Source organism: Streptomyces sp. BBFR102, from assembly GCF_051397025.1.
Taxonomy (GTDB): Bacteria; Actinomycetota; Actinomycetes; order Streptomycetales; family Streptomycetaceae; genus Streptomyces.
The window spans coordinates 5,824,241-5,835,774 of record NZ_CP195757.1 but is presented as its reverse complement, the minus strand read 5'-3'; the positions used below and the strand labels follow the sequence as shown (position 1 = coordinate 5,835,774).

Here is an 11,534-nt window from a genome sequence, read left to right as displayed (position 1 = left end):
ACGGTGCGGACTCACTGGCCACGTCCCTTGCGGGGGAGCCCCAGCCCCTGGACGGCGACCATGTCGCGCAGCACCTCGTTGACGCCGCCGCCGAAGGTGTTGACGATGCCCTGCCGGGAGAGCTGCTCGACCTGGCCGGCCAGGGCCGCGCCGGGCGACTCGGGGCGGATGCGCCCGGCCGCGCCGAGGATCTGGGTCAGGGTGCGCTGCACGTCGATGTGGGTCTCGGTGCCGTACGTCTTGGCCGCGCCGGCGTCGGCGCCGGTGAGCCGGTCGCGGGCGACGGCGTCGGTCATCTGCCAGTTCATCAGCCGCATCGCCTCAAGCCGGGCGTGGGTGCGGGCGAACTCCTGGCGGACCCAGGGCTGTTCGAGGGTGCCGTTCCGCCTGGACCACTCCAGGACCTGTTCCCACAGCTCGATCATGCGTCCGCCGAGGGCCGCCAGGCCGATGCGCTCGTGGTTGAGCTGGGCCGTCATCAGCCGCCAGCCGCCGTTCACCTCGCCGACGACGTCGGTGGCGGGCACCTGGACACCGTCGTAGTAGGTGGCGGTGACGACCATGCCGCCGACGGTGCGGATGGGGCTCCAGGAGAAGCCCTCGGCGTCGGTGGGCACGATCAGGATGGAGATACCGCGGTGCTTCGCCGCCTCGGGGTCGGTCCGGGCGGCCAGCCACACGTGGTCGGCGGTGTTGGCGCCGCTGGTGAAGATCTTCCCGCCGTCGACGGTGAACCGGTCGCCGTCCCGCACGGCGCGGGTGCCGAGGGAGGCCAGGTCGGTGCCCGCGCCCGGCTCGGTGTAGCCGATGGCGAAGACGGTGTCGCCGGAGAGGATGCCCGGCAGGAACCGCTTCTTCTGCTCCTCGGTCCCGTACCGCATGAGCGTGGGCCCCACCGTGTTCACGGTGACGAACGGGAAGGGCAGACCGGCGCGTTGGACCTCGTCGAAGAAGACGTACTGTTCCCCGACGGAGCGGCCCTGGCCGCCGTACTCCTCGGGCCAGCCGATGCCCAGCCAGCCGTCGGCGCCGAGCCGGCCGACGATCTCGCGGAACCGGGGGCCGCCCACGCCCTCCTCACCGGCGCGGCGCCGTTCGTCCTCGGGCAGCAGGCCCGAGAAGTACGCTCTCAGCTCACGTCGCAGCTCCAGCTGCCCGGCGCTCTCACGCAGTCGCATGTGGTTCTCCCGTTCCTCTCATGTCCTCGCCGGCGGGGTGGTCAGGGCAGGAAGCGTCCGCGTCCTCGGGCGAGGAACTCCGCGCGCAGGGCCGCCTTGTCCTCGTCGGTCATCAGGGTGTACCGAGGCTCTCCGCGGCCCCGCCAGTGGTAGACGGGGTCGTCCGCGCGCCACCCCTCGGCCTGCATCTCCTTCTTGCGCAGCTTGCCCGAGCCGGTGGTGGGCAGGGCGTGGGAGACGCGGACGTAGCGGGGGGCTCCCTTGGTGCCCAGGTCCTGCTGGCCGGCGAGGAACCCGGGCAGCCGCAGTTCCTCGAAACCGGTGCCCTCGGGCAGCTCGACGGCGGCCATGACCTGGTCGCCGGAGCGGGGGTCGGGGACGCCGAAGACCGCGGCGGCGACGATGCCGGGGTGGCGGCGCAGGACGCGTTCGGTCTGCAGGGCGGAGGTGTTCTCGCCGTCGACGCGTATCCAGTCCCCGCTGCGTCCGGCGAAGTAGAGGTACCCGGCCCCGTCGACGTAGCCGAGGTCGCCGGTCCAGTACCAGCCGTGGTGGACGCGTTCGGCGTTGGCGGCGTCGTTCTTGTAGTAGCCCTCGAAACGGGCGGCGCCCTCCGTGTCGACGATCTCCCCGATGGCCTCCTGCGGGTTGAGCACCCGGCCGTGCTCGTCGACGCGTGCGGGCGGGCAGGTCTCGCGGGTCAGGGCGCTGACGATCCGCACCCCCTCGCGCGCGGGTCTGCCGAGCGCGGCGGGCGGCCCGCCGGGCACCCGCTTGAGCAGGCCGGCGCCCTCGCTGGAGCCGTAGCCCTCGATGAGCCGGCAGCCGAACCGGCGCAGGAACGCGGCCTGGTCCTCGGGGGACGCCTCGGTGCCGAAGGCGTGGGTGAGCTGGTTGTCGCCGTCGTCGTCCTGCTCCGGGCAGGCCAGGACGTAGGCGACGGCCTTGCCCACGTAGGTGAAGAAGGTGGCCCCGAAGTACCGCACGTCCGGCAGGAAGCCGGAGGCGGAGAACTTGGGCGTGAGGGCGACGGTGGCGCCGGCCGCGAGGGCCGGGGCCCACAGGGCCATCAGCGCGTTGCCGTGGAACAGCGGCATGGGGCAGTAGCAGACGTCGTCGGCGCCGACCTCGTACTTGGCGGCGTTGCCGTGGCCGATGGCGGCCAGCCTGCCCTGCGAGCAGATCGCCGCCTTGGAGGCGCCCGTGGTACCCGAGGTGAAGAGCAGCAGCAGGCGGGTGGCGGCGGTGATCTCGGGGTCGTGGACGGGTTCGGCCGCCGCGTGCCCGGCCAGGGCCCGGCCGTAGGCCGGTTCGTCCACGAGCAGGTACCGCTCCGGCGGGACGCCGAGGTCCAGCCCGTCGAGGAGCTTCAGCCCGGCCCGGTCGGTGATGATCAACTGGCAATCGGTGTGGCGTACTTCCTGTTCCAGGTAGCTGCCGCGCCGGGTCGGGTTGATGCCCACGGCGGTCGCGCCGGCGAGGGCGGCTCCGCCGAGCCAGAAGACGTACTCGGGCACGTTGTCGAGGAGGAGGCCGATGTGGAACGGGCCGTCGGTGCGCAGCGCGCGTGCGAGAGCTGCGCGGACCGCGCTCTCGTGGACGACCTCGTCCCAGGTCCAGTCCTGGTCGCGGGTGCGCAGGCCGAGCCGGTCGTCGCCCCTCCGGGCGAGGAGCAGTCCGGCGATGGTGTCGGATGCCAACGTCGTCCCCCTCAACCGGTGATGGGTGCCTTGCCCGCGGCGGGCCGGTCGCCGGGCGGCTCGATGAGTACGCAGCGGGTGCCGCCGTAGATGGTGACGAAGCACTTGTTGCAGTGGATGCAGAGCGAGGGGGTGTCCGCCTGGGCGCTGATGCGGTTGATCAGGTCGGGTTCGCGCAGCAGGGCGCGCCCCATGGCGACGAACTGGAACCCCTCGTCCATGGCGAGGTCCATGCTGGGCCGGTCGGTGATCCCGCCCAGCAGGATCAGCGGCATGTCGACGGCCGCACGGATCTGCCGGGCCTGTTCGAGGAGGTAGGCGTCCTCGTACGGGTAACTGTGCAGCACCTTCTTGCCGACGAGCTTGATGCCCGTCTTCATCGGTTCGGGCATGATCTGCGCGAACTCGCGCAGCGGGGCGTCGCCGCGGAAGAGGTACATGGGGTTGAGCAGGGAGCTGCCGACGGTCAGCTCCAGGGCGTCGAGGCAGCCGTCGCTCTCCAGGGTGCGGGCGACGGGGATGGCCTCGTCGAGCCAGAAGCCGCCGGGGACGCCGTCGTCCATGTTGAGCTTGGCGATGACGGCGATCCGGTCGCCGACCGCCTCGCGCACGGCCCGCACGATCTCCCGGGGGAAGCGGAACCGGTTCTCCAGGCTGCCCCCGTACTCGTCCTTGCGGTGGTTGATGCGGGGGCTGAGGAAGGAGCTGGCGAGGTAGTTGTGGCCGAGGTGGATCTCGACGCAGTCGAAGCCCGCCTCGACGGCCAGCGCGGCGCCTTCGGCGTGGTTGCGGACGATGCGCCTCAGATCCGCCCGGGACGCCTCCCTGGCGAAGCTGAGCGTCGTCTTGTGGAAGTGCCGGCTGGGCGACAGCGCGGGGAGCCCGTTGGACTTCGGGTTGGCCACGGGCCCGGCGTGGCCGATCTGGGCGGAGACGGCCGCGCCCTCGGCGTGGACGGCGTCGGTCAGCTTGCGCAGGCCGGGCAGTGCCTCGGGCCGCCACAGCAGCTGGTGGCGGTCCGTCCTGCCCTCGGGGGCCACCGCGCAGTAGGCGACGGTGGTCATGCCGACCCCGCCCCGGGCGTACCGGGTGTGGAAGTCGATCAGGTCCTGGGTGACCAGGCTGTCACGGCTCAGCCCCTCGTACGTCGCCGCCTTGAGGACGCGGTTGCGCAGGCTGAGGGGGCCGAGTGTCGCGGGAGCCAGAACGTTGGGCGCTCCGGGTGGCTGGTGCGATGTCTGAGTCAAGGGGGGAACCTCCGTCCGCACACCCGTCGTGGTGGCGGTGGCGACGTTATGCAGGGAGGGGACGAGGGGCGGGGGCCGTCCCGCTGACCGGGAGGAGCGGGGCCGGTCAGTCGAAGTTGGCCTGGCCGCCGTCGAGGGGGACCGTGGCGCCGGTGAGGTAGCGGGCGTCCGGTGTCCGGCCGAGGACCGCCAGTGACGCTCCCTCGGCGGCCAGGGCGAGGGCGACGCCCTGCCCGACGCCCTGGCCGGCTCCGGTGACGACCGCGACCTTCCCTCGTAGGTGTCCCACGGGTCCTCCTGTCTCCTCGGTCCTGTCCGTGGTGTCCGTCTCGCGCCCGGGGCGGGTGCCGGTCGGTCCGGTGCTCCGGGCGGGCTCATGTTCCGGACGGCGGGGGACGCGCCGGGGCGCGTGTCCCACTCAGTGGCAGGTCCGTCACCGCCGCGGCGAGGCCGTCCCGGTGACCGGGAGCCGCGCTTCACCCCGGTGACCCGGGAGCGACCATGCGTGCGGATCGACCACTCGGTGAGAGGCAGGCGCATGAACGCGAGGGCGGACAACCAGGAGACGGTGCCGGAGATCCTGCGGCGGCTGACGGGCCCCGGCGGCGCCTTCGAGCTGGTGCGCGAGGACGTGCTCGGCACGCCGATACAGGTGTTCGCGCACCGGGAGAGGTCGCTGGCGGACGTCGTGGCCGCCTCCGTGCGCCACGGCGACCGCGACTACATCGTGACCGAGGGCGAGCGGATCTCGTTCGCCGAGCACGCGCGTCAGGTGGCGTCCCTGGCCCGGGTCCTGGAGGAGGAGTACGGCGTCGGCAAGGGCGACCGGGTGGCGGTGCTGGCGGCGAACACGCCGGGCTGGATCGTCGGGTTCTGGGCGACGGTCTCGCTCGGCGCCATCGCCGTGGGCTACAACGCCTGGTGGACGGCGCCCGAGATCGCCTACGGCATCGAGCACACCCGGCCCAAGGTGGTCCTGGCCGACGAACGGCGGGCGGCCTCGGTGGACGGCTCGCGCGTACCGCTGCTGACGTTCGAGAAGGACGTCCCCGAACTCGTACGGCGGTACCCGGACAGTCCGCTGCCGAAGCCGGAGATCGACGAGGACGACCCCGCGGTCATCATGTACACGAGCGGTACGTCGGGCCGGCCGAAGGGAGCGGTGCACACGCACCGCAACCTGCTGGCGGTCATCGACTACCTGCGGTGCAGCAGCGCTCTGGCGGCGGAGCTGGGCGACCCGGTCGCCCCCGAGGACCGGCGGCACCTGCTGGCGCTGCCCCTCTTCCACATCGCGGCGCTGCACAACCTCGCCGTCCCCCGGCTCGTGGACGGCGGCACCGTGGTGCTGTACGAGGGCCGCTTCGAGGTGGACCGGGTGCTGCGGCTGATCGGGCGGGAGCGGGTCACCAACTGGGGCGCGGTGCCGACGATGGCGCACCGGCTGATCGAGCACGGCGACCTCAGCGGCTACGACCTGTCGTCCCTGTCGTCCTTCGCACTGGCGTCGGCCCCGTCCACCCCGGCGTTCCACGACCGGCTGCGCGCGGTGCTGCCGGTGGCCCGCCACGCGCTGGCCAACAGCTACGGGCTCACCGAGTGCTGCACCGGCGCGACCGTGGCGACCCCGGCCGACCTCGCCGAGGCCCCGGACAGTCTGGGCAGCCCGGTGGTGGCGGTGGAGCTGGAGGTGCGTGATCCGGCGGGCGTGCCGTTGCCCGAGGGCCAGGAGGGCGAGGTGTGCCTGCGCAGCCCCTACGTGATGCTCGGCTACTGGAACGATCCGCAGGCCACCGCCGAGTCCGTCCGGGCGGACCGCTGGCTGCACACGGGGGACATCGGGGTGGTGCGCAACGGCAGGCTCCGGCTCACCAGCCGGCGCTCGGACCTGATCCTGCGCGGCGGTGAGAACGTGTATCCCGCGGAGATCGAGAACGTCCTGTCCGACCACCCGGAGGTACAGGAGTGCCTGGTGATCGGTGTGCCCCACCCGGACCTGGGACAGGAGGTGGCCGCGGTGGTGGTCACCGACGCGGGCTCCTCCCTCACCGAGGAGTCCCTGGCCGCCTTCCTGAGCGGACGTCTGGCGTACTACAAGGTGCCGTCCCGGTGGCGGGTCACCTCCCAGAGCCTGCCGCGGAACGCCACGGGGAAGGTGATCCGGCGCGAGGTCCGCGTCTGAAGACCCGGGGGGCACGGACCGAGCCGGGGCCGGGCGGGTGGGCCCGGGCTCGTTCCGCGCCCCGCGTCGCGGCCGTGTCCGGGTGCCGGGTGTCCGTGGCCGAAAGGACGCCGGCCGGAGCCGGTCGGCCCCGGCGGGGTGGCCGCCCCCATGCGTCCGGCGCCCTCCGGTGGTCGGAGGGCGCCGGGGTGGGGCTCAGGCGTGGGTCAGCTGGGGCGCGGCAGTTGTTTGGCGATGAACAGGCCCTTGGCCGTCACGCATTCGCGGTCACCGGCCATGAGGGAGCCGACGGTCAGGATCTTGTCGCCGTCCACCGAGACCTGGCGTCCGGTGACCGTCAGCGGCTCGAAGAGCGGGGTGGGGCGCCGGTAGCGCAAGGTCAGTTCGGCGGTCATGCCGGACAGGCCCGCCCAGTGGTTGGCGACGCCGAGGGTGTGGTCGAGGAGCAGCGCCGAGATCCCTCCGTGCACGCAGCTGGGCGGGCCCTGGTAGGGCAGTCCGAGGGTGACGACGCCGCGCACGGAGCCGTCTTCCTGGCCGATGAGTTCCACGGGCGGCGCGAGGGCGTTCTCGGGACCGGTGACGGGGTCGTGGCGCGTGACCCCGCTGCCCTGCCACATGGCGACCAGCCGTTCCTCGCGGTCCGGGGCCTGCTCCAGGAGCTTGCCGGCGAGAGCGTCGAGCTGCTCGGTCACGTCCCCCATGTCGGTGTCCGTGTGGTCGCCGGCCTGGAGCAGGGCGTCGATCAGCCGCCGGGCGGCGGCGGTCGCCGCGTCGACGCCTTCGTCGCGGGCGGCGGAGACCAGCAGCTGCGGTCGTGCCACGCGTGCGGAGGGAACGGGGGTGGGGTGGTCGGTGGTCATGGGGTGATCCTCGCTGTTCCGTGGACGAGCACGGGCGCGTCGTCGCGTTCCGGGCAGGTGGCGTGCAGCAGGAGCCGGTCACCGTCACGCCAGACCGCGGTGCGGACGCTCTCGCCGGGGAAGAGGACGCCTCCGAAGCGTACGGACAGTTCCGTCAGCCTGCTCGCGTCGCCGTCGAGCACTCCGCCGACGAGCGCCTTGGCCATGAGGCCGTAGGAGGCGAGGCCGTGCAGGACGGGCCGGTCGAAGCCGGCGGCCTTCGCGAACTCCGGGTCGACGTGCAGGGGGTTGAGGTCGCCGTTGAGCCGGTAGAGCAGTGCCTGCTGGGTCGTGGTCGGGGCGTCGAGCACGGCGTCGGGGGCGCGGTCGGGCGCGGTCCACCCGGTCCGGGGGCCGGGCTCGCCGCCGAAGCCGCCGGCGCCGCGGGCCCAGATCTGCATCCTGCTGGTCCACAGCGGGTCGCCGTCCGGCCCGGTCGCCGTGGACTCGCGTACGATCACCGCCGCCTTGCCCTTGTCCCACACCTCGGACACGCGGGAGGAGAGGGTGGCCGTGCCGGCTGCCGGCAGCGGGCGGTGGACCTTCAGGCCCTGGCCGGCGTGGAGGATGCGGCGCAGGTCGATCTCGATACCGGGCAGGGCGAAGGAGGGGGCCGGGGCGGTGCCCGAGGAGATGCCGGTGCCGGCCACCATCGCGAAGGTGGGCAGCACCGTCAGGCCGCGTTCGTAGGTGAGGGCGAGTTCCGGTCCCGCGGCGGCGTCGGCGCCCGCTCCGAGGCTGAGGTGGTAGAGGAGCACGTCCCGGGCGGTCCAGGAGATCTTCTGGACGGTGGGGGGCGCGCCGAGCGCCTTGTCACGGTCGATCGTCATGCGCGGGCCTTCTGCTGGGTCGTGGGGGCGGGTGAGGGGTCGCGGGGCAGCCCCAGGATGCGCTCCGCGATGATGTTCAGCTGGACCTCGGTCGTGCCTCCGGCGATCGACATGCAGCGGGAGTTGAGGAACCACCAGGTGGGGTCCTGGCGGGGGCCTTCGCCGGTGAGGGAGGCGTCTCCCAGCCAGTCCATGGCGGTCTCCCACACCTCCTGCACATGCTCGACACCGGTCAGTTTGGCGATGCTGGCCTCCGGGCCGGGCTGCCTGCCGGAGACCGTGCGCAAGGTGGTGCGCAGGCCCAGCAGTCCGCCGGACTGGGCGTCGCAGAGGATGGAGCCGAGGGTGGTGAGCCGTTCGTCGTCCCTCAGCTCGGGTGCCGCGGCCACGAGGTCGAGCAGGGCCTCGCCGCCCGAGCCGAGGGAGGAGTCGTGGGAGAGGGCGACGCGTTCGTTGGCCAGGGTGGTGCGGCTGAGCCGCCAGCCGTCGCCGGGGGCGCCGACGAGCAGGGCGTCGGGGACGAACACGTCGTCGAGGAAGACCTCGTTGAACTCGGCCTCGCCGGTGATCTGCCGCAGTGGGCGGATGTCGATGCCGGGGGTGTTCATGTCGAGCAGGAAGTACGAGATCCCCTTGTGCTTGGGCACGTCGGGGTCGGTGCGGGCGAGCAGGATGCCCCAGTCGGCGTCGTGGGCCCCGGAGGTCCACACCTTCTGCCCGGTGATCCGCCAGCCGCCTTCGGTCCTGACCGCGCGGGTGGAGAGCGCGGCGAGGTCGGAGCCGGCACCGGGCTCGCTGAAGAGCTGGCACCAGGTGATCTCGCCGCGCAGGCTGGGCCTCAGGAACTTCTCGCGCTGGGCGTCGTCGCCGTGGGCGAGAAGCGTCGGCACCACCCAGCCGCCGATCACCATGTCCACGGGTTCGAGGCCGGCCGCGCGCAGCTCTTCGGCGAGGACGAGCTGGGCGACGGCGTCGGCGCCCTTGCCCCAGGGGGCGGGCAGATGGGGGGCGGTGTAGCCGCGGTCGGCGAGGAACGCGGGCCGCTCGGCGGCGGGGAGGGCGGTGGCGGCGGCGAGCTCGGCGCGGGCCTCCTCGCGCACCGCCTCGGCGGCGGGCGGCAGTTCGACGCCGAGGCGGCGGCGGGCACCGTCCAGGGTGAGCTGGGCGACGCGGCGGCGCCAGCGTGCGGTGGGGCCGAGCGCGATGCGCAGGGTCTGGGCGCGGCGCAGGTAGAGGTGCGCGTCGTGCTCCCAGGTGAAGCCGATGCCGCCGAGGACCTGGATGCAGTCCTTGGTGGTGGCGAAGCCGGCGTCGACGCCGGTGGCGGCGGCGACCGCGGCGGCCAGCGACGCCTCGCGGGGATCGTCGACCGCGCCGGGGCCGCCGGAGCGGGCCGCGTCCCAGGCGCAGGCGCGGGCCTGCTCGGCGCGGGCGAGCATCCACGCGCAGCGGTGCTTGACACCCTGGAACTGGCCGATGGGGCGGCCGAACTGCTCCCTGACGCGGGCGTGGTCGGCGGCGGTGGTCACGGCCCAGTCCGCGATGCCGGAGGACTCCGCGGCGAACAGGGCCGCGGCCAGGTCGAGCGGCAGATGCGGACCGACGCTCAGGACGTCGCCGGCCGGGACCGTGGTCGTCCCGGCGTACGCCAGGGAGGAGCGGCGGGTCAGGTCGTGGCCGCGCTGGTGCGTGGTCCTCACGGCGGCCTGCGGCAGCACGACCCACGCGGTGGTGCCGCCGTCCGTGGCCGGCAGCACGAGGAGGTCGGCCGTGTGGCCGCCGATGATCATGCCGGACTCGCCGGACAGGGTGAGGGTGCCGTCCTCGTGGCGGGTCAGGGCGAGCGTGCCGTTGCGCAGTCCGACGGCGCCGACGAGGGTGCCGTCGGCGAGACCCGACAGGTACGTGTGGTGGCCGGCCCGGTCCAGGATGGCCGCGGCGAGGGTGCTCGGCAGGAAGGGGCCGGGGGCCAGGGCCCGCCCCAGTTCCTCGATGACGACGGCGAGTTCGGTCAGCCCGTAGCCCGCGCCACCGGCCGACTCGGGCAGGTGGAGGCCGAGCAGGCCCTGGTCGGCGAGGGCCCGCCAGTACGGCGGGAGCGTTCCGTCCTCGGCGTCGACCGCTTCGCGCAGGACGTCCGCCGTGACGTGGCGGCCGGTGAAGGCCCGCACGGAGTCGCGCAGGTCGCGGTGTTCCTCGGTCAGCCCGATGGTCATGGTGTCTCAGATCCGTTCGATGATCGTCGCCGTCGCGTGGGCGCCGCCGGCGCACATGGTGACCAGCGCGGTGGACTTGTCGGCACGCTCCATCTCGTACAGCGCCTGGGTGATCAGCCGGGCGCCGGTGGAGCCCACCGCGTGGCCGAGCGCGATGGCGCCGCCGTTGACGTTGACCTTGTCCAGGTCGGCGTGATGCACCTGGGCCCAGGACAGCACGACGGAGGCGAACGCCTCGTTGATCTCGACGAGGTCGATGTCGTCCAGAGTCATCCCGGACCTCCTGAGGACCTCGCGGGTGGCTTCGACGGGGCCGTCGAGGTGGTAATAGGGGTCGGAGCCGACCATGGTGGAGGCGACGATCCGGGCGCGCCCGCGCAGTCCGAGGCGGTGGGCGCGCTCCTGGCTCATCAGCAGGACGGCGGCGGCGCCATCGCTGATCTGGGAGGAGTTGCCGGCGGTGTGGATGCCGTCGGGGAGGACCGGCGCGAGCGCGGCGAGTCCCTCGGCGGTGGTGTCCCTGAGCCCCTGGTCGCGGGAGACGACGGTGCGCTCGCCGGTGGGGCCTTCCTTGGTCATCACCGGGGCGTCGATGTCGAGGACCTGGCCGGCGAACCGGTCCTCGGCCCAGGCGCGGGCCGCCTTCTGCTGGGAGGCGAGGCCGAGGGCGTCGGCGTCGGCGCGGGTGATGCCGCGCTTGCGCGCGATCCGCTCGGCGGCGGTGAACTGGTCGGGCATCTCCCGCGACCAGCTGTCAGGTACGGGCGTGCCGGTGCCGGGGGTCTGGGCCTGGCCGAGGAAGACCCGGCTCATCGACTCCACACCGCAGCCGATGCCCACCTCGATGCCGCCCGCGGCGATCAGGCCGTGGACCAGGTGCACGGCCTGCTGCGAGGAGCCGCAGGCGCAGTCGATCGAGGTGCAGGCGGTGGTGTGCGGCAGCCCGCTGTGGAGCCATGCGGTGCGGGTCACGTTGTTGGACTGCTCGCCGGCCTGGGTGACGCAGCCCCCGATGACCTGTTCCACGGCGTCGGGGGCGAGGCCGGCCCGCTCCAGCAGGCCCTTCTGGGTCAGGCCCAGCAGTTCGGCCGGGTGCAGCCCCGACAGGACCCCGCGTCGCCGGCCGACCGGCGTGCGCGCGGCTTCGACTATGACGGCCTCGGCCATGGTTCTCCGTAGGTGTGAGGTGGCCCGTGCGGGCCGTGGACGATGACGCCCAGAACTAGAATTCATTCTGTTGCGGGAGGGCAAGCGGGCGTCCCACTCAGTGGGCCGGGCC

At 73.2% G+C, this 11,534-nt stretch carries 9 protein-coding genes; 1 reads left to right on the top strand and 8 read right to left on the bottom strand.

Translation table 11 applies throughout. The features are described 5' to 3' along the window. Positions 1–11: 11 nt before the first annotated feature. From ACSLIC_RS25895 to ACSLIC_RS25880, 4 genes are all read right to left on the bottom strand, one after another. Positions 12–1,178 carry an acyl-CoA dehydrogenase family protein gene (locus tag ACSLIC_RS25895; protein ID WP_436740112.1) on the bottom strand — a complete coding sequence of 389 codons (1,167 nt, stop codon included), beginning with the start codon at positions 1,176–1,178 and terminating at the stop codon, positions 12–14. Between the two features lie 41 nt (positions 1,179–1,219). Continuing rightward, positions 1,220–2,878, bottom strand: coding sequence for an AMP-binding protein (locus tag ACSLIC_RS25890; protein ID WP_436740111.1), 1,659 nt, complete (start codon positions 2,876–2,878; stop codon positions 1,220–1,222). 11 nt (positions 2,879–2,889) lie between these two features. Continuing rightward, entirely contained in the window at positions 2,890–4,125 is a 1,236-nt protein-coding gene (locus ACSLIC_RS25885; protein ID WP_436740110.1) for an NADH:flavin oxidoreductase, read from the bottom strand. Between the two features lie 106 nt (positions 4,126–4,231). Continuing rightward, positions 4,232–4,414 carry an SDR family NAD(P)-dependent oxidoreductase gene (locus ACSLIC_RS25880; protein ID WP_436740109.1) on the bottom strand — a complete coding sequence of 61 codons (183 nt, stop codon included), beginning with the start codon at positions 4,412–4,414 and terminating at the stop codon, positions 4,232–4,234. Positions 4,415–4,663: 249 nt separating this feature from the next. On the opposite strand from ACSLIC_RS25880, the gene ACSLIC_RS25875 reads away from it, so the two are divergent. Further along, the gene (locus tag ACSLIC_RS25875) at positions 4,664–6,307 is read left to right on the top strand and encodes a class I adenylate-forming enzyme family protein (RefSeq protein ID WP_436740108.1); all 1,644 of its coding nucleotides are present in this window, start codon (positions 4,664–4,666) and stop codon (positions 6,305–6,307) included. A gap of 206 nt (positions 6,308–6,513) precedes the next feature. On the opposite strand, the gene ACSLIC_RS25870 is transcribed toward ACSLIC_RS25875, so the two are convergent. From ACSLIC_RS25870 to ACSLIC_RS25855, 4 genes are read right to left on the bottom strand one after another with little or no spacing between them, the layout of a single operon-like run. Beyond that, positions 6,514–7,170: a PaaI family thioesterase gene (locus ACSLIC_RS25870; protein ID WP_436740107.1), complete on the bottom strand. Its 657-nt coding sequence runs from the start codon at positions 7,168–7,170 to the stop codon at positions 6,514–6,516. Next, entirely contained in the window at positions 7,167–8,039 is an 873-nt protein-coding gene (locus ACSLIC_RS25865) for a MaoC/PaaZ C-terminal domain-containing protein (protein WP_436740106.1), read from the bottom strand. The genes ACSLIC_RS25870 and ACSLIC_RS25865 overlap by 4 nt, the downstream gene beginning before the upstream one ends. Continuing rightward, complete coding sequence (locus ACSLIC_RS25860) at positions 8,036–10,255, bottom strand: acyl-CoA dehydrogenase (RefSeq protein ID WP_436740105.1); 2,220 nt, start codon at positions 10,253–10,255, stop codon at positions 8,036–8,038. Before ACSLIC_RS25860 ends, ACSLIC_RS25865 begins: the two co-directional genes overlap by 4 nt. Before the next feature lie 6 nt (positions 10,256–10,261). Then, on the bottom strand, positions 10,262–11,422 hold the full coding sequence (locus tag ACSLIC_RS25855) for a steroid 3-ketoacyl-CoA thiolase (RefSeq protein WP_436740104.1): 1,161 nt from the start codon (positions 11,420–11,422) through the stop codon (positions 10,262–10,264). Between the last annotated feature and the right edge of the window lie 112 nt (positions 11,423–11,534).